Raw genomic sequence first — 20648 nt, 5'->3', positions numbered from 1 at the left:
CGGACGCGCAGACGGGTGTTCATCACGATGCACAACTACACTGTCGAGGTCCCCGACGGGCAAGAGCGCGGTATCCGAATCGCTTGCGACGAACACGGCGAATCCGAGGAGTTCCAGCCCGGCTATCGGACGGTCGCCTTCCACTGTGAAGGGTGTGGTTACGAGCTCGAGGTCACCCTCCACGACCTCCTCGAGTGGCGCGACCTCGGCGAGATGTGCTGACGGCGCGTCGACCGGACCGAGAGCGGCGGCGTCGCTATCGGACTCGAGCGTCGCGTCGGCGACGTTCGCCACCGAACGAGAGGAAAGATTATGTCTTTTTCTGTACGAAATAATGTATGCCGAGAACTACGCACTACCGGTTTCTGCGGACAGTCGGGATCCTCGGCACGCTGGCAGTAGTACTGTCGGGGATACTGTCCCCGCCCGACCCCCTCACGCAACTACTGTACGCCGGTCCGCTACTGCTCGTCGCGGTGCTGCTGGCGGCGCTTCGAACGTACACGGACACCCTGGAGGCGCTCGAGCCGGACTTCTGACTCGCTCCGAACGGCCGAAACGAGCCCACTACGCGACCGTGGCGGGCGGTCAGTCCTCGAGTCGCTCCTGTAACTTCTGAACTTTCGAGACGAGTTCGATCGGCGGCGTCGTGTTGACGTCGATCGACTCGAGGTCCTCGAGGACGGCCTCGGTCTCGGGGTCGATCGCGGAGTCGTCGGCCGCCGTCGGCCCGCCGTCCGTCGACGCGGCCTGCGATTGTTCCTGGCCACTCGTTTGCATCGTTCCGCTGCCGAGGTCGAAGACGGCCTGGACGGGGTCGCTCGAGCCGCCGCCCTTGGCCTCGATCGCCTTCTCCTCGCGCAGGCGCTCGAGAACATCTCTCGAGCGGTCGACGACGGGGTCGGGAACCCCCGCGAGGTCGGCGACGTGGATGCCGTAGGAGCGGTCCGTGGGGCCGTCCCGTACCGTCCGGAGGAAGGTGACGTCACCGTCCCGTTCGTCCGCGGCGACGTGGACGTTGGCGACGCGGGGGAGGTTCTCCGCGAGGCCGGTGAGTTCGTGGTAGTGGGTCGCGAAGAGCGTCTTGGCCTTGACCTCGTTGTGCAGGTACTCCGTCGCAGCCCACGCGATCGAGATGCCGTCGTAGGTCGCGGTACCCCGCCCCACCTCGTCCAAGATGACCAGCGATTCCTCGGTCGCGGTGTGGAGGATGTTCGAGAGCTCGCTCATCTCGACCATGAACGTCGAGCGACCCTGCGCGAGTTCGTCTAACGCGCCGACACGGGTGAAGATGCCGTCGACCAGCCCGATCTCGGCGTGCTTGGCTGGGACGAAGCTGCCGACCTGCGCCAGCAGGACGATACAGGCGACCTGTCGCATGTAGGTCGACTTTCCGGACATGTTGGGTCCGGTGACGACGAGGAAGCCCCGGTCCTCGTCGAGTCGCACGTCGTTCGGCACGAACTCCGTCGTCTGCTCGACGACCGGGTGCCGTCCCTGCTCGATCTCGAGGCGATCCCCTCGATGCAACGCGGGCTGGACCCAGCGGTTTTCGGCCGCGTGGGTCGCCAGGCTCGCGAGCGCGTCGACCGTCGCCAGCGCCCGGCCCACGTCCTGCAGGAGTTCGGCGTTCGCGGCTACCTCGTCGCGAAGTTCCTCGAAGAGTTCGTACTCGAGGTCGCCGCGCCGTTCCTCGAGCCGGAGGATCTCGCGTTCTTTCTCCTCGAGTTCGTCGGTCGTGAAGCGCTTGGAGTTCTTCAGCGTCTTGATCTGCTCGTAGTGGTCCGGGACGCCGTCGGCGGCCGACTTGCCGACCTGGATGTAGTAGCCGTCGGTCTTGTTCCGGTCGACGGTCACGTGAGAGAGGCCGTACTGGCGCTTCTCGCGGTCGGCCAGCGTGTCGAGCCACTCCTTGATCGCCTCGTGGCGTTCGATCACTTCGTCGAGGTCGTCGTCGTACCCCCGCTGGAGGAGTTCGCCCTGGGTCACCGTCGACGGCGGGTCGTCGGCGACGGCGTCCTCGAGCGTCTCTCGCAGGTCGCGGGCGGCGTCCCGGTCCGGCCGGTCGACGATCCCCGAGAGCGGTGACTCGGCCAGTTCCGGCTTCGCGGCGATCGCCTCGGCCAGCGCGGGGAGCACGGCCAGCGTCTCCCGTACGGCGACCAGATCGCGGGCGTCCGCGCTGCCGTGGGTCGCCTTCGACGCGAGCCGCGCCAGATCGTAGGCTTCGCCGAGCGTCTCCTGAATCTCGTCGCGTGCCAGCGCGGCCGACGAGAGCGCGGCGACGCTCTCCTGACGCCGCTCGAGGTCCTCGAGCGAGCGTCTGGGCCGTTGGAGCCACTCCTTCAAGAGCCGGCCGCCAGCGCTGGTCTCGGTGTGGTCGATCGTCGCGAACAGCGAGCCGTCGCGCTCGCCCTGCATGGTCTCCGTGAGCTCGAGGTTGCGCTGGGTGGTCGCGTCCAGCGTGACGTGATCGTCGCCGTGGTGGGCCTGAATGCGGGTCATCGAGGCCAGCACGCCCGCGCCGGTCTCCTCGACGTACGAGAGGACCGCCCCGGCGGCCGCGATGGCCGGTTCGGCGACCGACAGTCGCTCGACGGTCTCGGTCCCGAACTGGTCGCGTACCTGATGATCCGCCCGCTTGGGCGCGAACGCTTCGGTCTCGTGGAGCGTCAGCGTCGCGTCGCTGCGCTCGCGCACCTGACTCAGGAGGTCGTCGTCGGTCCGCACGTTCGGGCCCGGGAGGATCTCGACCGGGTCGAACCGGTAGAGTTCGGTCAGTGCGTCGTCGGCGTCCTCGGCCGCCGCGACGAGGAAGCGGCCGGTCGTCACGTCCGCGAAGGCGAGGCCGTAGCCCGCGTCGGTCGACCCGGTACTCGAGCCGTCGACGACCGCCGCGAGGTACTGGGCGTCGGCGTCGCTCGTCTCGAGCAGGGTGCCGGGCGTGACGACGCGGACGATCTCGCGGGCGTGGCCGGAGTCGGTCTCGTACTGGTCGGCGACGGCGACGCGGTAGCCCCGTTCGACGAGGGCCTTGAGATACGGCGTCAGATCGTCGAGCGGGACGCCGGCCATGGGGTAGGACGAGCCGTGGGACGACTTCTGCGAGACTTTGAGGTCGAGTTCCTCGCTGACGGTTTCGGCGTCCTCGCCGAAGAATTCGTAGAAGTCGCCGCACTGCATCGCCAGTAGCTCGGCGTCGGTCCCCTCTTTGAGCGAGAAGAACTCGCCGACGATCCCCGTCGCCTCGGTCATACTCGGTGAGTGTCGTTCCACCTCAAAAACCCTGCGGGATCCGCGGTGAAAGTGGTCGGCGACTGGCGGCTCGAGGGCGTGCGGTCGCTGACGGCACGCTATCGGTTCTGAAAAGTCCGGAAGCCACGGTGGACGGACTTCCGGCGATGTGTCAATGAGGGGTAGGGGGAGGACCGGAACGGCCAGTCGGTTTCGCTGGCGGTGAAACGGCCTCCGATCGCGGCGAGGGATGCGGTGGTCTCGCGGAGAGTCGGACGGTCCTCAGGCAACGACCAAGTCGCCCTCGCCAAGCAGTCCTTCGGGACCGGCGAGTAAACTTATTGGGCAGTTAAAACGGTCCGAACGGCAGAAATTCGTCCGGTACCGTGTTGCAGTCACTCGAGTCGTGGGCGCTCGATCGTTCGCGTCAGTACAACGTTCCACCGAGCGGCACGTCCTCGTCGGGCGAAACCAGCACTGGATACCCCTCATCGCTCGGAACGCCGACGGTCAGCGCCTCCGATTTGAATCCCGCGATGCGAACGGAGCCGAGGTTCGTCGCGCACAGCACCTGCCGACCGACGAGGTCGTCGGCCTCGTAGTGGTGGTCCAGTTGTCCCGCGGACTGGATCTCTTCGCCGCCGAGGTCGATCCGGAGTTTCGTCATCTTCGGCTTTTCGGCTTCGGGGAACGGCTCGGCGTCGATCACTTCGCCGACTTCGATCTCGACGTCGAACGGACTCTCGACCATGCGTCGCGATATCTCGGCGACCGAAAATTAGCTGTCGGTTCGCGAGGTGACGCGGGCGCCGGGGGTATATGACGCTCACCGTGGTAGGACAACACCACCCTTGTCATGGCAGAACCCCGAGATCACCGCGTGCTGGTCCCGATCGACGTCCTCGAGGGGGAGAGCGTCCCCGCGGCGATCGTCGACGCGTTCGCGTCGATTCCGGTCGTTCTGCTCGGCTATCGCGAGCTTCCCGACCAGACCGCCCCGGATCAGGCGCGCGAACAGTACGGCGACCGTGTGCGGGCCGAACTCGAAGAACTCCGGACGGTGTTCGAAGACGCCGGCTGCGACGTCACGACGCGACGGGCGTTCACCCACGACCGGTTGCAGACGTTCGAACGCGTCGCCGTCGACGAGTCGTGCGACGCGGTGCTGTTGCTCAATCCGGCACCCGTCGTCGAGACGGCGCTCGTCGCGCTCCGGAGCGACGTCAACGTCGAACACATCGCCCGGCTGCTCGCCACGGTCCTCACCGACACGGACCTCGAGCTGACCCTCTTTCACGTCGCGTCGGACGAAACGGGCCGAGACGAGGGGGAGGAACTGCTCGATGCGGCGCGATCGGAACTGGCGACCGCGGGCGTCGACGCGGATCGGATCGACAGCAGGGTCGTCGTCGAAGACTCGCCGACCGCGGCCATCCTCGAGGCCGCGTCCGATCACGACCTCCTCGTCGCGGGCGAGAGCCGGCCGTCGATCCGTCGGTTCGTCTTCCGGGACCGCGCCGAGCGGCTGGCCCGGCGGACGATCGATCCGGTCCTCGTGATCCGCGGCGAGTACCTCGAGTCTCAGCGTGACGATGCGACGGGGAACGGCGAGACCGACGGCTGACGAGTCACCGAACCCGCCTCATTCGCCGTGTTTTCGGTACCAGACGCGAGCGCCGATCGGTGACTCGTCCGCCGCGAGGTCCAGTCTGCGCAGGACTAGGTCCCGGATCGCGACCGTCACCACGAGTTCGATCACGTCCCCGTCGTCGGTCGCCACCTCGAAGACGCAGTGGCCGTCCCGCTCGTCGATGGCCTCGATAGTCCCGACGGACCACCGCTCGAGGTCGTGAGTCGGCCGTCGTGCGTGGATTCTATCGTGGGGCATACGGGAGTGGAAGAGCGCCGCGACGGTGAGCGTGACGGGTCAGCGGAAGCGGGTTCGATTCGGCGCAGTCGGGCACCGTCAGTAGTCCCCGAGTACGCCGAGCCGTCTCGCCCGGCGGGTCGCGTACTGGAAGACCGCGTAGCCGAACGCGAAGTAGCCGACGGCGACCCCGAGCAGAATCGCGAGGTCGGCCGGCGGGAACTCCCAGAGCCGGACGTCGTCGATCATCGTCCGCTGGAGGAGCGCGCTGCCCTGGGCGAGCGGGAGCCATCGCAGCCAGCCCAGGTCGAACGCGGGTGCAGAGACGAGCACGATGAACCCGAACTGGAGCAGGTTGAGCCAGTTGCCGATCTGCTTGTAGAGGACGGTGACGCCGCCGGCCGCGAGCCCGAGGCCGAGCACCGAGACGATGCTGAGCGTCGCGACGACGACGATCGTCACCAGGTTCAACTCGAGGGTCGTCCCGGTGATGACGAGCATCACCGCGAGCAGTATCGTCGATGTGACGAACGACCGGACAATCTTCGCGAGGCCTTTCAACAGCGCGACGGGGGCGAACCCGAACGGCGACATCACGTGTCGCTCGAGGGTCCCCCACTGCACTTCGCTCCCGATGTCGTTCGATATCGAGGAGTACGCGCCCACGGACAGCGACCACAGGAAGTAACCGACGATGATCCCCTCGATCGAGTCGGTCAGTGCCTGCCCGGCAACCATCCGCCCGCCGTAGAAGAGCAGCCCGAAGAAGAACACCGAGATGACGAGCCCGCCGACGGCGTTCGCGGGATAGCGGACGAATATCAGGTATTCGCGGTAGAGCACGGCCCGCGCGAGGTGCCGGTAGCCGGCCGACCGCGGCGTCTCGCCGGCGTCGGGCCCGCCCGTGGTCATCGGTCACCCCGGTCGGCCGTCGTCAGATCGACGAAGACGTCCTCGAGGTCCGGCTCGACCGTCCGGACGCGCTCGAGCGCCACATCGTTGCGCCGGAGGAGGGCCATCAGTTCGTACAGTCCGTCGCTGTCGGTCGCGACCTCGATCAGCGGGCTGGGACCGTCCGATTCGACGGTCATCGCGTCGAACCGTCGTCGCAGGGCCGACACGACTGCAGTGTCGAGATCGCCGCTCGTGATTCGAACGCGGTGTCGCTCCGTGCCGGAGAGGAGCGCCTCGACCGTGTCGTCCGCGATGATCTCCCCCTCGGACATGATGAGGACGCGGTCACAGACCGTCTCGACGACGTCCATATCGTGGCTGCTGAGGACGACGGTGAGGGCTTCCTCCTCGGCGAGACGCCGCAGTTCCCGCTGAAGCGTTCGCGAGCTCTCGACGTCCAGCCCCAGCGCGGGTTCGTCGAGAAAGACGACCGACGCGCCGCCGGCGAGGGCGCTCGCCAGCGACACTTTCTGTTTCATGCCGCGAGACAGTTCGCGAACGGGAACGTCCGCCTTCTCCGCGAGATCGAGCTTCGTCAGCAGCCGGTCGTGGCGGCCACGGACCGAGTTCGGGTCGACGCCGCTGATCGTGGCGAAGTATCGGAGGTTCTCGCGGACCGTCAGTCGCCAGTAGTCGTTGCGCGCTCCTTCCAACATCGCGTCGACGAAGCCGTACGCCTCCCGCGGCCGCTCGTAGAGGTCGACGCCGCGGATCCGGACGGTTCCAGCGTCCGGGACGACCATGCCGAGAATGGATTTGATGAGCGTCGTCTTCCCGGCACCGTTCGGCCCCAGCAGCCCCACGATGGATCCGGTTTCCACGTCGACGCTGACGTCGTTCACGGCGGTGACCGCCGTTTCTCCGTCACCGAACCGCTTCGACAGCCCGGTCACCGAAACGGCGATATCGCGGTCGTCCGCCGCCGACGACTCGAGGCTGTCCGGGCGAGTGTCGGCGGCTGTGGTCCCCTCGGTACGATCGATAGCCGAGGCTGCGACGCTGTCGGTGCGGTCCTCAGCCGTCCTCTCACCGACCAATGACGTCTCCTCACCACTCGTGCTCCGACCGTTGTCTCGCGCGGTCACAGTACCGTTTTAAGCAATCGAGCTACAAAAGCGGGAGGTCACTGCCGCGGGAGAGGCGAACGCGGATCGTTCGTTCGCAGTTGGCCGGCAAGCGCGTCTCGAGCGGTCGACCGGCGCTCGCCGAGGCCCCGGATCCGGTTCCGAACTGCTACCCCCTCAGGTGACGTCCGACGGTCGATCACCGTGTTCCGCCGCGTCGCCGCGGTCCTCGTAGACGACGAGTACTGGCCCGACCGACTCGGCGGCGACGCGTTCGGGCTCCTCGCCGAAGAGGAACGATTGCAGCGACGGGGCCCGCTCGCCGACGACGACGGCGTCGTGGTCGGCCGCGGCGTCGACGAGCACCTCGAACGGGGACCCGTCGACCGCGAGCTCGGTCTCCGCGTCGATGCCGCGCTCGGAGAGGGTTCTAGCGGCCGCCTCGAGCGATTCCCGGCCGCCGGGTTCGTCGTCGGTCGCGAGAAAGAGCGTGACGCCGATATCGCGGTCGCCGACCAGTTCCGCGACGAACGAGGTGATCCGGTCGACGGCGACGTCGCCCGTCAGCGACACGAGGAGTCGATCGACGGGGCCGGTCACGCCCGTGATCGCGGCGGCGTCAGCCGCCGTTTCCGCCGCGACGCGATCGATCGTTTGCTCCCGGTCGTGAGTGAACACGAGGCGGTGATCGGCGTTCGCGCCGGCCGCCTCGAACTGTGCGACGAGGTCGTCGAGCGCGGCGGTCGCCCGGTCCTCGTACTGCAGTCGCGCCTGATCCGGCGGCGTCTGCTCGGGCAGGACGTGGTAGCCGAGGACGGTCACGTCTATCGGCGCGAGCAGCGTCGGCAGTCCGGTCGACACCGATTCCCCCTCCAAGATCGCCAGCGGAACGAGGACGCGCGTCATCAGAGCACCCCCTTGAGCGTCACGTCTCGAGCGTAGTAGGCATACCACCCGGCAGTCACGATCATGATTGCGACACCGACGATCTGCGAGACGGGCTGCATGAAGCCGATCAGAGCGAAACTGGCGAGCGCGCCCAGTATCGGGACGACGGGGTAGCCGGGGACCCGAAAGTCGGGATCGTACCACTCCGGTTCGTCCCGGCGCAAGGCGACCAGCGCCACGCAGAGCAGCCCGTACATGACGAGGTGGAGGAAAGAGGCGACTTCCGCGAGCAGCTCCACGCGGCCGGTCGCGACCAGGACGAGGATCGGTCCGCCGGCCAACCCCAGCGCGACGTGCGGCGTGCCGTATCGGAGGTTGATGCGGCTCGCCCGCCGCGGCAACAGCGCGTCCTTCGAGACGGCGTAGATGGCTCGAGAGGTGCTGAGAACCGACGCGTTGGCACTCGACATCGTCGCGAGCAGCCCGCCGAAGACGATCGCGAACGCGCCGGCCGGCCCGAGATAGTGGCGGCCGACTTCGACCATCGCCGTCTCTCCGAATTCGGAGAGTTGCTCGCTCCCGAACGCGCTCGTCGCGACGAAGATGGTCACCACGTAGAGGACGCCGACGACGAGTACGGAGCCGACCATCGCCAGGGGCAGGTTCCGGCCGGGCGCTTTCATCTCCCCCGCGACGGTCGCAACCTGTGCGAACCCGAGATACGAGGTGAACACGAGCGCCGCGGTCGTCAGCACGGGCATCGACCCGAAGGGCGCGAACTGCTCGGGTGCGGTCGGCTCACCGAAAAGGCCGACCGTGTCGAGGCCGCCGTACCCCAGAAAGGCGATCAGGATCGACAGCAGCAACGCGACGATCCCGTTCTGGAGTTTGGCCGCGTTCTCCGTTCCGGTGACGTTCAGCACCGTAAAGCCCGCACCGAACAGCAGGGCCAGCGGGATGACGAGTCCGTCGCCGACCGTGACGCCGAGTTCCGCGAGCGTATCGACGGCGTAGTAGCCGAAGCCGACGAGGTAAAACGCCGTCGCGAACACCAGTCCGAACCACAGCGACAGCCCGACGACGGTTCCGGCGAGCGCCCCGAGTCCGCGCGAGATGTAGTAGTACCCGCCGCCGCTTTTCGGCATCGCCGTCGCCAGTTCTGACGCCGGCAGCGCGACCAGTAGGGCGACGAGCGCGCCGATAGCGAACGACACCGACGCAGCGGGACCGGTCCGTCCGGCCGCCAACCCCGGAAAGACGAAGATACCGGCACCGATCATCGTCCCGATGCCGATGGCGAGCCCACCGGAGAGCCCGAGCGTTCGCTCGAGTTCGGCGTCGTCGGTGATCGTCGCCTCGTCTGTCTCGATGGTCGGCTCGACCCGCGGCGATTCGCCCTCGATATTGGCACCCTGGGTCGACGACGGCGGGCCATCCATACCGTCGTACTACGCCCGCCAGAGTGTTAGTACTACTGTTACGTTCGGACATCCGTCGTCGGGAACATACTACAGCCGGTCGGGACGATGTCTACCGACGATCACAGGCACGATACCCACAGACGACCGCGAGCGGGACGATGAACGAAGTCTCTCCCGACGTATCGCACCGGCGAGCGCAACTGCCGGCTCTCGAGTCGGCTACGCGAGCAGTTCGCCGGCCAATAGCTCGAGGCTGTCGTCCCCGTCGGCGGCCGCGTCCGGAACCGCGAGCATGACCTCCTCGATGCCGGCGTCGGCGTAGTCGGCGAGCCGGTCGCGGACCTCGGTCGGCGTTCCGGTGGGAGCGGTTTCCACGTACCCCGAGAGGAAGAACTCGCGGGGCTCGCTGGGCTCGTCAGGCAGGAACTCGTTTCGGAACGCCGCGCGTTTCTCCTCGGCGGCCTCGGTCGTCTCGCCGACGAAGGCGAACAGCTCGGCAGACTTGCGGATCTCGTCGTACCGTCCCTCGTTCTCGCAGTGATCGCGGAGCACGTCGAGCTTCTCCGCGAAGCCCTCGGGCTCGAGCGTGCCGTAGTTCCAGCCGTCGGCCATTTCGGCGGTGTAGCGCAGGGTGAACTCCTCGCCCCCGCCGCCGATCCAGATCGGAGGATGGGGATCCCGTACCGGCTGCGGTTCGCAGAAGGCTTCCTCGAGGTCGATCTCGAGGTGTTCGCCCTCGTGGCTGTACGTGTCGTTCGTCCAGAGTCCCCGCAGGATTTCGACGGTCTCCGCCAGTCGCCGAAGCCGTTTCGCGGGCGGCTCCCGAAACTCGTAGCCGAAGCGATCGTACTCGTCCTCGTACCACCCCCCGCCCAGCCCCAGCTCGAGCCGGCCGTCGCTCACGCCGTCGACCGTCGCCGCCATCTTCGCGAGCAGTGCCGGATGGCGGTAGTCCTGACTCGTCACGAGCGTACCCACGCGAACGCGATCGGTCGCCTCGGCGACCGCGCTCAGCGTCGTCCAGCACTCCTGAGTCGGCCGGCGCGGGTCGCCGATCCACGACTGGAAGTGGTCCTCGAGCCAGACCGCGTCGTAGCCGATCGACTCGGCCTCGAGTGCGGCCGCTCGGACCGTCGGGGCGTCGGTCCCGTACTGCGGGAGGATGTACCCGACGTCGAGGTCGGTCGCGCTCATTCGCGTACCTCCGAGTCGAGCGCCAGCGTCCGATCGGCGAGGGTCTCGGCGTCCGTGGCGACCAGTTTCACGAGCGCCTCCTTCCCGACCTCGCCGCGGTCGACGACGGCCACCGGCGGCTCGTCACGATCCGCGAACGCCTGTCGAGCGCCCCACCCCATCGTACGGCCCTCGGTCTCTTCGACCTCGGTCGGCTGGTCGGTGCGGTCGTACTCCGCGACCGGCCACTCGAGGGCCGAAAGCGCCGCCTCCACGTCCGCGTCGAACCGGCAATTCACGGCGAATCGCAGGTCGGGGACGAACTCCCGCGCCGAAAGGAGGAATCGGGCGACGTGGCTCGAGGCCCCGAACCGAACCCCGCGATTCGGGTGGATCCCCGAGAGGGTGCGGGTGATCCGGCCCTCGACGGCGGCGGTCTCGGCGACGGACTCGGCGTACGGCGTCGCGCCGACGACGTTCATCCCGACCTCCGGAACGAGCGCCGACACGTCGGCGTCGACGAGCCGCTCGACGACCGCCTGCACTTCCTCGGCGGTCACCTCGCGGGCGGCCTCGTTTCGGAGCGGCGCCATGTGGTTGACCGCGCCGTGGCCCTCGCCCACGTCGTAGTAGTAGCGGACTGCCCGCGCGAGGAAATCGGTCGCGCCCGCCACCGCGGGCTCGAGCGCCTCGCCCTTCGCGAGGCGGGCCGCGATCGCGGCGGCGAGCGCACAGCCGGAGCCGTGGGTGGCGTCCGTGCCGACGCGGGGATGTTCGAACGTCCGGACCGTCTCCTCGGTGACGAGCACGTCCCGAACCCGCTCGCCGGGGACGTGGCCGCCCTTGAGGAGGACCGCGTCGACGCCCGTCTCGAGGATCGCCGCGCCGGCCTCGCGGACCGTCTCCTCGTCGGTGACGGCGACGTCGGTCAGCACCTCGGCCTCGTCGGCATTCGGCGTCGCGACGGTCGCCCGGCTCAGGAGGTCCTCGTAGGCGCGTTCGGCCTCGGCCTCGAGCAGGCGGTCGCCGGTGGTCGCGACCATCACGGGGTCGACCACTAGCGGAAAGTCGAACTCGCGGGCGCGCTCGGCGACGGTCTCGATGACATCGGTCGTCGCGAGCATTCCCGTCTTCGCCGCGCCGACCGCGAAGTCGTCGGTGACGGCCTCGAGTTGCGCCTCGATCTCCCCGATCGGGAGGACGTGCGAGGACTCGACGCCCCGGGTGTTCTGGGCGGTGACGGCGGTGATCGCCGACGTGCCGAAGACGCCGTGGGCGGCCATCGTCGCGAGGTCGGCCTGAATCCCGGCACCGCCGCCGGAGTCGCTGCCCGCGATCGTCAGTCCGACCGGCCGGTGTTCGGGTGCAGGTGTTCTCATACGGGATCGTATTCCACGGTTGTACTAAGCGATAATGGTCAGTCGAGCAGTACATCAGCACGTGCGGCAATAGGTGGTCCGAGTAGCCGCGTCGGGTCCCTGTTTTCAGCGAGACGAGCGAAACTATGCCCCCACCTAATTTAATGTTTATAAAAATTATAATTATCATCTCAGAACGGAACGGAGTGGTGTGAACGAACGATCGGGAACGAGACGGCACTATTTGACCGCCATCGGAGCAGTCGGTGCGACCGCGCTGGCCGGCTGTCAAGACCAAACCGACGCGGACAGATCAGGGAACGGCGACGGAACGAACGACCCGGAAGCGAACGGTAACTCGGCCGGCCTCAGCGACGACGGCATCGAGGACGCATCGGCCCTCGTCTCGGCGACCCGGAGCGCGCTGACGACACAGGGGTACGAACTCGCCGAGGAGCTATCGTCGACGGGTATCGAGACGACCGACCGCTCGCAGCGGACGCGGAGCAGCCTGACGGACGAGCGACAGGTATACGTCCTCGAGACCGCGTCGACGACGAGCCGGGCGTACGTCGACGGCGGGACCTACTACGAGCAGACGATGGAGGGCGGGGAAACGGAGTCGTCGACGCGAGAACTGAACGAATCGTTCGAACGGATCCACACGCCCGACCACCTCTCCCGGGGGAGGAGCCTCGGTGGCGTTCTCGAGGCCGGAACCTACGTCTCAGCGGGGACGACGACGCGAAACGGTCGGGAACTCCGACAGTTCGACCTCGAGTCGGTCTCGCTTCAGGAGTCCGGTGCAGCGAGTTCGACCGCGAGCGGCACGGTGCTCGCGACCGACGACGGCGTCGTTTTCGAGGCGACGCTCTCGTTCGAGGGAAGCGTCGACGGAACGGCGATCACGCGCGAGCAGTCGGGCACGGTCACCGAACTCGGCGAAATCGCGGTCGAACGGCCGTCGTGGGTCGACGCGGCGAGCCAGTAGCGGTCGGCGTCACGAATTCGTCTCGTCCGCCAGCGCCGCGTAGGCCGCCCACGACGGATCGACGCGCGGATGCTCGAGCGCTTCGCCGTCGACGAACACCGCACCGTCCTCGCCGTCGGCGGCTTCGACGGTGCCGATTTCCGCGACCGGCGTGTCGCGGTCCTCGAGCGCCCCGCGCACGTCGTCGACGCCGTCGGGATCGACGGCGACGACGAGCGAGCCGCAACTGGTCGCCGCCCACGGGTCGATCGCGAGGGCATCACAGACCTCGCGGACGCCGGGGCGAAGCGGCACGGCAGCGCGGTCGATAGCGAACCGGACGCCCGCGCCCTCGGCCATCTCGGAGAGCGCACCGGCGAGACCGCCTTCGGTCACGTCGTGCATCGCCGTCACCGGCCCCGCCGCGGCCGCGGTGAGGGCGTCCCGGACGGCGAACACCTCCTCGAGGCGGTCCTGTGCGTCGGCGATCACGTCGTCGGGGCAGTCGATTCGCTCGCCGAAGAGGGTGCTCAACAGCCCGACCGCCTCGACGGCGGGGCCGTTCGTCAGCAGCAGTCGATCGCCGGGGCTGGCTCCGTCGGGGCGGACGATTTCGTCGTGCTCGCCGACGCCCATGGCGGTCGCCGCGCCGACCCACGGATACGACGAGTCCGCGTAGCGCGCCGTGTGGCCGGTCACGACCGCGACGCCGAGAGCGGCGCATTCAGCGTGGATCGTCGACTGAATCGTCGCGAACTCGTCGTTCGTGATGCTTTCGGGGAGCGTAAAACACAGCGAGAGGTGCGACGGTGCGACGCCGCTGACGGCCACGTCCGCGAGCACGAGGTCGAGGGCGAACCGAGCGGCCCGTTCGAACCCCAGATCGGGCAGGATCGAGAGCGGATCGGTCGCCGTGACGAGCGCCCGGCCGCCGACGTCCAGCACGCCGAAGTCGACGCCGGGCGTGGGGCCGATCGCGACGTCGTCCCGGTCGGCGCCGAGGTTCGACGCGACGTGGCGATCGAAGAACGCGGGGTCGATCTTTCCGAGGTCGGTCACGGTTGATCGATTCCGGCCGGTCGTCTTATCCGTAGCGGTCCACCGCTGCAATCGACAGCCGACGGCGACTATCCGTTCCGGCAGCAATGTAAGCTACCAGACCTTTCAACAAGTGTGGTATAGCGGAACACGGGCGGTGCCGTACCCAACAGTGCAGGGTGAACGGCTAACTCGAGTGAGTTACAAAATGGCATGTTTGTAATGAAATCTGATATTTTCGCACCGATCGTCGTCGAAGGGACGGAGCGAAGAGGGGTCGAATGCACGGAATCATCCTGAAGACGCTGCAGGCGTTCGTCGTCGACACCTACGGCGAGGACGCCTGGCTGTCGATCCAGCGCGAGGCCGACGTCGAGGAGAAAGTCTACGTGCCGGTCACCGTCTATCCGGACGGCGACGTCTACGAGATCGCCCGGACGGCCGGCGAACTCACCGATCAGAGTCCCCGAACGATCCTGACCCAGTACGGCGAGTGGGTCGTTCCGGCGCTGCTCGAGACCTACGACCTCCACATCGACGACGAGTGGCAGGGGCTCGAACTGATCGCGAACATCCAGCAGTTCCACACGTCGCTCCGGACGCGCGATATGACGACGCTGACGACGCCGCGGATCCGCTCGGAGCGCCTCGAGGAGAACCGCGTTCGGATCACCTACGACTCCGACCGAAAGCTCTGTGATATCGCCCGGGGAGCGATTCAGGGCGTGGCAAAGCGGTTCGACGAGGAATTGGTCGCCGAGGAGCGGACGTGTATGCACGAGGGGGACGACGCCTGCCGGTTCGATATCCGGCGGACCGTGCCCGCGGACGCGGGAGCGAGCGTGGCGACGAGATCGAACCCGGAGTCCGACCCGGAGACGGACGTCGGCTTCGAGTTCGAATCGGCGGTCGACGGTGCCACCGGAGGCGAGCATGACTGAGACCGCGACGGCCGCCGACGGCGAGTCGCCGCTACCGGCGTCGATCCAGTCGCAGCGCCCCTTCGGGTTCGCCGTAGCGATCGTCTGTCTGGGCGTAGTCGCCGTCAGCGCCGCCGCGGTCGCGCTCGGAGCGGTTTCGCCGGCGGTCGTCGGCGTCGGCCTCGTCGGCGTCGTCGCGACGGGCACCGGCGCTGGGGCCATCGCGGCGGTCTCCGACGCTCGAGTCGCGCCGAGAGAGCGCGACAACCTGCGCGACGGGGTCGCGGAACTGACCGACCGGACGGCGCGACTCGCCGAGGACGAGCCGGACGTGTCCTTCACGACCGAGCGGGACGACGAGTTCGGGGCGCTCGAGACGGCCCTCGCCTCGATACAGAAACGGCTCGCGGCGAGCGAGCGGACCGGTCGGTCGCTCGACGACCTCGAGCGGACGGTCGAAGCCCACGCGGAGACGACGCGGGCGGTCGCGGAGGGGGATCTCACCCGGCGGTTCGACGGGGCCGACGGCCACGACGCGATCGGCGAACTGGCCGACAACTCGAACGCGATGCTCGCCGAGATCGAGGACGAGTTCGGGACGCTGAAGTCGTTCTCCGGGGAGGTCGTCACGTACAGCCGCGAGCTCACCACGAGCATGGAGACGGTCCGCGCGGAGGGCGAGCGGACCAGCGAGTCGCTGACCGCGGTCGTCAGGGACAACGAGGAGCAACACGAGCAGTTGCGGAGCGTCGCGGCCGAGATGGAGTCGTTCTCGACGACGATCGAGGAGATCGCCGCGACGGCCTCGGAGGTCGCAGACACCGCCGAGGAGACCGCCCGCGTCGGCCAGGAAGGGAGCCGTGCCGCGGACGACGCGATCGAGGGGATGGACGTGATCGACGCGGAGACCGAGCACACCCTCGAGGAGATCGAAGCGCTCGAGGCGGAGGCCGAGCGGATCGACGACCTCGTCGAGTCGATCAGCGACATCGCCGAGCAGACCAACATGCTGGCGCTCAACGCCAACATCGAAGCGACGCGGTCCGGCAACGGCGGCGAGCGGGGGTTCGGCGCGGTCGCCGACGAGATCCAGAACCTCTCCGAGGAGGTCTACGAGTCGGTCCAGGCCGTCGAAGAGCGCCTCGAGGGGCTCAGGAACCGGGCGATCGCGGCGGCCGACGAGGTCCGGACGAGTCGCGGTCGCATCGAGGACAGCGTCGCCGACGTCGAGGCGGCCGCGGGTGCGCTCGAGCGGATCGCCGACCTCGCCGAGCGGACCAACGACGGGGTTCAGGAAATCTCCGCGGCGACCGAACAGCAGGCCGCCGCGACCGAGGAGGTCGTCGTACTGGTCGAAAACGCCGCCGAGACGAGCGCCGAGACGGCCCGGACCTCCGCCAGAGCGGCCCGGCGGGCGTCCGCCCAGGCCGACGCGCTCTCCCACGTCGCCCGCAGCGCGACCGACCTCACCGAGCAGGCCGGCGAGCTGAACGCCCAGCTCGAGCGATACGACACCGAGAGCGGCTACGACCTCCCCGAGGCGCGGACCGCGGGCGACATGGATCCCGAAGCGGTCTCGACCGCCGAACCGACGACGGAGACGATCGGCGGCGGGAACGAGAGCCGATAACGGGGCGCTCGCTCGAGTCACGGCGGTGTGAGCCGTCGGATTGGCACGAGGTCGTCGGTACGGGCAGTCGGGTCGGCACAGGTCGTCGGCACGGGCCGTCGGGGAGTCGACCGCCGCCGGAACCGCCGGCGTTTAGGAGCGTGCCGAACGTTCGTCCGGTCATGCACGGAACCGGCGTTCCACTCGTCACGCCGTTCGATACGTCCGGCCGCGTCGATCACGCCCGGCTCGAGGAACTCGTCCGCTGGGTCACGGATTGCGGCGTCGATTTCCTGGTTCCCTGTGGCTCATCGGGCGAGGCACCGCTGCTGACGACCGACGAGCGCGTCCGAGTCGTCGAATCGGTCGCCGACGCGACCGACCGTCCGGTGCTCGCGGGCACCGGCTGCGAGGGGTACGAACCCACGCTCGAGACGACCGAACGCGCCGCCGCGGTCGGGGCCGACGCGGCGCTCGTGGTGACGCCGTCGTACTACAGGTCCGACGACGCGGCCCTCGAAGCCTACTACCGGGATCTCGCGGACGACTCACCGGTCCCGATCTACCTCTACAGCGTGCCGAAGTTCACCGGTCACGCGCTCTCGCCGCGCACCGTCGCGTCGCTCGCGGGCCACGAGAACATCGCGGGGATCAAGGACTCGAGCGGCAGCCTCGAATCGCTGCAACGGCTCGTCGACCGGACCGCCGACGAGTCGTTCGCGGTGTTGGTCGGTAGCGGGAGCGTCTACGCGGCCGGTCTCGCGGCGGGTGCCGACGGCGGCGTGCTCGCGATGGCGAACGTCGTCCCCGAACGGGCGAACGGGATCTATCGCCGGCACGCGGACGGCGAGAGCGACGAGGCGCGATCGCGCAACGCCGCGCTCGTCGACCTCAACCACGCGGTGACGACGCGCTACGGCGTGCCGGGCATCAAGGCCGCTCTCTCGGCGCGGGATCGACCGGCCGGCTCGCTCCGACGACCGCTCCGCCCCCTCGAGGACGCGGCGCGACGTGACCTCGAGTCGACCCTCGCGGACGCGCTCGAAGCGGCGAGCGCGCCGGACGCCGATCCATCGACGTAACCGAAACAGGCATCGTTCGACGCCCGATGAACCCGAAGACAGTTACCGCTAAGAGTCAAGGATGTGGCTCGCTTAGCCGGTGTAGATGGCGTACTCCGTCAGTTCGAGGACCGACACCGACCTCGAGTTCTCCGCCAGCGAGCTCACGGGCGCGCTAGGCGATTCGGTTACGGTGCTCCCGCTACTGGTGGCGCTGGCCGCGACGACGAGCGTCTCGCTTCCCCACGTCCTCGTCGGATTCGGCGTCTTCCAGATCGTCTGGGGGCTCTACTACGGCCTGCCGCTCTCCGTCGAGCCGATGAAGGCGCTGATCGGGCTGGCGATCGTGGGTACGCTTTCGTACGCCGAACTCGCCGCGGCCGGGCTGCTCGCCGGCGGCGTGTTGCTGGTCGTCGGCCAGTTCGGTCTCGTCGGTCGGCTCGAGCGGGTCGTCGGCGAGCCGGTCATTCGCGGCGTCCAGCTCGCGGTCGCGCTGCTCTTGCTCGAGGCCGCGGTCGGTCTCTCGGTCGGGAACCCGCCCGTGGCGGCGGCCGGACTGGCCGTCGTCGGCCTGCTCGCGGTCGTCGGCTACCGGCGGGCCAGCGTGCTGGTCGTCCTCGGGCTCGGCGGGATCGTCGCCGTCGCGACGACCGGGGTGCCGACGCCGGCAGTGCCCGAACCGACGCTCTTTCCCGCCGGTTCGCCGACGTTCAGCGGAGCCGCGCTCGAGGGGACCGTCGCCCAGCTGGGCATGACGGTCGGGAACGCGGCGATCGCGACCGCGCTGCTCTGTGGCGACCTCTACGGCCGAGACGTCTCGGCGGACGCGCTCTCGCGGAGCATGGGCGTCACCTGCCTCGCTTCGATCCCGTTCGGCGGCGTGCCGATGTGCCACGGCAGCGGCGGCCTCGCCGGGAAGTACGCCTTCGGGGCGCGGACCGGCGGCGCGAACGTCCTGCTCGGGATCGGCTACCTCGCACTCGCGCTCGTCGCCACCGGCGCGCTGCTCGCCGCGTTTCCGACGGCCGTCCTCGGCGTCCTGCTGGTCGTCGTCGCGCTCGAGCTCGCCCGCGCGGCGTTCGACCCCGTCTCCGACGCCCGATCACTCGCGCTCGTCGCCGCCGTCGGCGTCGTCGGGCTGGCGGTCAACGTCGGCGTCGCGTTCGTCTTCGGAGCCGTCGCGTTCTGGCTCGCCTCGCGGCGGGCGTGAGCGGTCGGCGGCTCGAGTCGGACGACCTTTGATCCCGGCGACCCAACGGCCACCGATGACCGCGAGCTGGGGCGACCTGTTCGACCGCGCGGCGGCGTACGACGGCAACCTCGAGTCGATTCGAACCGAACTCGAGGCGATCCGGGAGGAGAGCAATGGCTGAGGACGAGGGGCCGAATCCGGCCCGCGTCGTCGCCGACGCCGACGTGCTCGCTGCGGATCTGCTCGTCGGAGGCGAGGCCCGCGAGGCGCTGGACCACGTCCGGCGACACTCGTGGGTCGACCTCGTCGCCAGCGACCCGCTGCTCGCACAGACCGAACGGCTGGTGACGGAACTGGCAGACGCCGAACTCGCCGCCGAGCACCGCGAACGCCTCGCGGCCGAGCGCGTCGCGGTCGACCAGCCCGAGGGCGACCACCCGGCGCTGGCGTCGGCCTATCGGGGCGAGGCGGCGCACCTGCTGTCGTACGACGAGCGGCTGCGATCGGCGAAAGCGGGCCTCACGCTCCAGCCGCGCGTGTCCGTCAGCATTCGCCCACCGGACGCGTTCGCGCGGCTGTTCGATCCCGAGAGCCTCTATGAAGTCGTCGAAGGCGGCGAATATCCGGGACCGGATCGGGACCCTCGAGCGTAGGCTGGGCTCGAGACTCTCGGTTGTCCCAGGACGAGTGGGCTCGCACGCTGTGAGTGCATCCCGAGAGCCTTATGCGACGCGAGCACTGACTAGTGAGGGGTAATGAACCAACTCCGCACCGGACTAAGCTACGGGGACGTGCTCCTCGTGCCGAATCGATCACCGGTCGACAGCCGCAGCGACGTGGACCTCTCGACGGCGTTCACGCCGAGCGTCGACCTCGAGACGCCGCTCGTCTCCGCCGCGATGGACACCGTCACGGAGGCCGAGCTGGCGATCGAACTCTCCCGCGCGGGCGGGATCGGCGTCCTCCACCGATTTCTCACGCCCGAGGAGCAGGCCGCACAGACCGAACGGGTGAAAGCCGCCGACGAACGCGTCGCCGCCGCCGTCGGGATCAACGAGGACTACGTCGCTCGCAGCGACGCGCTGGTCGCCGCCGGGGTCGACGCGCTCGTGGTCGACGTCGCCCACGGTCACCTCGAGAGCGCGCTCGAGGCCGTCGGGCGGCTCGGCGAGGAGTTTCCGGAGACTGATCTCGTCGCCGGCAACGTCGCGACGCCGGCGGGCGTCGAGGATCTCGCGGCCGCCGGGGCCGACTGCGTGAAGGTCGGCATCGGCCCGGGATCACACTGTACGACCCGAAAGGTCGCCGGCGCTGGCGTCCCCCAGCTGACCGCCGTCGACGACTGTGCGACGGCCGCCGAGGGGCTGGACGTAACGATCTGTGCTGACGGCGGCATCCGCACCTCCGGCGACGCGGTGAAGGCGCTGATGGCGGGGGCCGACACCGTGATGCTCGGAAGCCTCTTCGCCGGTACCGAAGAAGCGCCGGGTGCGGTAGTCGAAGTCGACGGGACGCGGTACAAGCGTTCCCGCGGGATGGCGACCACCACCGCCGCCGAGAAGCGCGACGACAAGGAGGCCGACGTGCGCGCCGACGAGGGCGTCGAAGCGCTGACGCCGTACAAGGGATCGGTCGCCGACGTCGTCGCGGAGTTCTGCGCTGGAATTCAGTCCGGCCTCTCCTACTGCGGCGGCCACACGATCCCGGCCGCCCGCGAGGAGGCCGAGTTCATCCGCGTCGCTCCCAGCGCGAAGGAACGCGAAGGCTACCACGCCGACCAGGACTGGGAAGGCGTCAGCGTGGACAGCGAAGCCGTTACCGTCACCGAATCGGACCTCGCCGAGGACCGCGCGAACGGCGCCGTCGAGAGCGACGACTAGCGGTGGCCGGGGGCCGAGC

20 protein-coding genes are annotated in these 20648 nt (G+C 68.6%); 10 read left to right on the top strand and 10 right to left on the bottom strand.

The genetic code is table 11. The features are described 5' to 3' along the window. Positions 1-27: 27 nt before the first annotated feature. A complete protein-coding gene (locus NDO75_RS10095) occupies positions 28-222 on the top strand; it encodes a hypothetical protein (protein ID WP_310906055.1) in 195 nt (64 codons plus the stop codon). A 116-nt stretch (positions 223-338) separates the two neighbouring features. Further along, positions 339-539, top strand: a complete 201-nt coding sequence (locus tag NDO75_RS10090; RefSeq protein ID WP_310906054.1) for a hypothetical protein — start codon at positions 339-341, stop codon at positions 537-539. A gap of 49 nt (positions 540-588) precedes the next feature. Here the strand turns inward: NDO75_RS10090 and mutS are convergent, their stop codons facing one another. After that, on the bottom strand, positions 589-3255 hold the full coding sequence (gene mutS / locus NDO75_RS10085) for a DNA mismatch repair protein MutS (protein WP_310906052.1): 2667 nt from the start codon (positions 3253-3255) through the stop codon (positions 589-591). A gap of 406 nt (positions 3256-3661) precedes the next feature. After that, positions 3662-3985: a tRNA-binding protein gene (locus NDO75_RS10080; protein WP_310906050.1), complete on the bottom strand. Its 324-nt coding sequence runs from the start codon at positions 3983-3985 to the stop codon at positions 3662-3664. A 105-nt stretch (positions 3986-4090) separates the two neighbouring features. Between NDO75_RS10080 and NDO75_RS10075 the strand changes: the two genes are divergently transcribed. Beyond that, complete coding sequence (locus NDO75_RS10075; RefSeq protein WP_310906049.1) at positions 4091-4858, top strand: universal stress protein; 768 nt, start codon at positions 4091-4093, stop codon at positions 4856-4858. An 18-nt stretch (positions 4859-4876) separates the two neighbouring features. Here NDO75_RS10075 and NDO75_RS10070 read toward each other — a convergent pair whose 3' ends face one another. From NDO75_RS10070 to thiD, 7 genes are all read right to left on the bottom strand, one after another. After that, positions 4877-5122 (bottom strand): hypothetical protein, encoded by a 246-nt coding sequence (locus NDO75_RS10070; protein WP_310906048.1) that lies wholly within the window; start codon positions 5120-5122, stop codon positions 4877-4879. Positions 5123-5200: 78 nt separating this feature from the next. Then, a complete protein-coding gene (locus NDO75_RS10065) occupies positions 5201-6013 on the bottom strand; it encodes an ABC transporter permease (RefSeq protein ID WP_310906046.1) in 813 nt (270 codons plus the stop codon). Next, positions 6010-7140 carry an ABC transporter ATP-binding protein gene (locus tag NDO75_RS10060; protein WP_310906044.1) on the bottom strand — a complete coding sequence of 377 codons (1131 nt, stop codon included), beginning with the start codon at positions 7138-7140 and terminating at the stop codon, positions 6010-6012. The genes NDO75_RS10065 and NDO75_RS10060 overlap by 4 nt, the downstream gene beginning before the upstream one ends. Before the next feature lie 156 nt (positions 7141-7296). Further along, positions 7297-8025 carry a universal stress protein gene (locus NDO75_RS10055; protein WP_310906043.1) on the bottom strand — a complete coding sequence of 243 codons (729 nt, stop codon included), beginning with the start codon at positions 8023-8025 and terminating at the stop codon, positions 7297-7299. Further along, positions 8025-9446, bottom strand: a complete 1422-nt coding sequence (locus tag NDO75_RS10050) for an APC family permease (RefSeq protein WP_310906042.1) — start codon at positions 9444-9446, stop codon at positions 8025-8027. The genes NDO75_RS10055 and NDO75_RS10050 overlap by 1 nt, the downstream gene beginning before the upstream one ends. A gap of 201 nt (positions 9447-9647) precedes the next feature. Then, positions 9648-10622 (bottom strand): TIGR03560 family F420-dependent LLM class oxidoreductase, encoded by a 975-nt coding sequence (locus NDO75_RS10045; protein WP_310906041.1) that lies wholly within the window; start codon positions 10620-10622, stop codon positions 9648-9650. Beyond that, positions 10619-11980 (bottom strand): bifunctional hydroxymethylpyrimidine kinase/phosphomethylpyrimidine kinase, encoded by a 1362-nt coding sequence (gene thiD / locus NDO75_RS10040; protein WP_310906039.1) that lies wholly within the window; start codon positions 11978-11980, stop codon positions 10619-10621. Before thiD ends, NDO75_RS10045 begins: the two co-directional genes overlap by 4 nt. Before the next feature lie 190 nt (positions 11981-12170). On the opposite strand from thiD, the gene NDO75_RS10035 reads away from it, so the two are divergent. After that, positions 12171-12950 carry a hypothetical protein gene (locus NDO75_RS10035; protein WP_310906037.1) on the top strand — a complete coding sequence of 260 codons (780 nt, stop codon included), beginning with the start codon at positions 12171-12173 and terminating at the stop codon, positions 12948-12950. A 9-nt stretch (positions 12951-12959) separates the two neighbouring features. Here the strand turns inward: NDO75_RS10035 and NDO75_RS10030 are convergent, their stop codons facing one another. Next, complete coding sequence (locus NDO75_RS10030; RefSeq protein WP_310906036.1) at positions 12960-13988, bottom strand: AIR synthase family protein; 1029 nt, start codon at positions 13986-13988, stop codon at positions 12960-12962. Positions 13989-14248: 260 nt separating this feature from the next. Between NDO75_RS10030 and NDO75_RS10025 the strand changes: the two genes are divergently transcribed. The 6 genes from NDO75_RS10025 (at position 14249) to NDO75_RS10000 (ending at position 20629) form a co-directional block, all read left to right on the top strand. Continuing rightward, a complete protein-coding gene (locus NDO75_RS10025; RefSeq protein WP_310906035.1) occupies positions 14249-14908 on the top strand; it encodes a heme NO-binding domain-containing protein in 660 nt (219 codons plus the stop codon). After that, entirely contained in the window at positions 14901-16517 is a 1617-nt protein-coding gene (locus NDO75_RS10020; RefSeq protein WP_310906034.1) for a HAMP domain-containing methyl-accepting chemotaxis protein, read from the top strand. Before NDO75_RS10025 ends, NDO75_RS10020 begins: the two co-directional genes overlap by 8 nt. Before the next feature lie 161 nt (positions 16518-16678). Next, a complete protein-coding gene (locus NDO75_RS10015) occupies positions 16679-17578 on the top strand; it encodes a dihydrodipicolinate synthase family protein (protein ID WP_310906032.1) in 900 nt (299 codons plus the stop codon). Between the two features lie 85 nt (positions 17579-17663). Continuing rightward, positions 17664-18767 (top strand): putative sulfate/molybdate transporter, encoded by a 1104-nt coding sequence (locus NDO75_RS10010; protein ID WP_310906031.1) that lies wholly within the window; start codon positions 17664-17666, stop codon positions 18765-18767. Positions 18768-18922: 155 nt separating this feature from the next. Then, entirely contained in the window at positions 18923-19402 is a 480-nt protein-coding gene (locus tag NDO75_RS10005) for a hypothetical protein (protein WP_310906030.1), read from the top strand. Positions 19403-19504: 102 nt separating this feature from the next. Next, on the top strand, positions 19505-20629 hold the full coding sequence (locus tag NDO75_RS10000) for a guanosine monophosphate reductase (RefSeq protein ID WP_310906029.1): 1125 nt from the start codon (positions 19505-19507) through the stop codon (positions 20627-20629). Positions 20630-20648 lie beyond the last annotated feature (19 nt).

This window comes from Natrinema sp. 1APR25-10V2 (assembly GCF_031626495.1).
Lineage (GTDB): Archaea > Halobacteriota > Halobacteria > Halobacteriales > Natrialbaceae > Natrinema.
The sequence above is the reverse complement of the archived record's forward strand: the minus strand, read 5'-3'. Positions and strand labels throughout refer to the sequence as shown.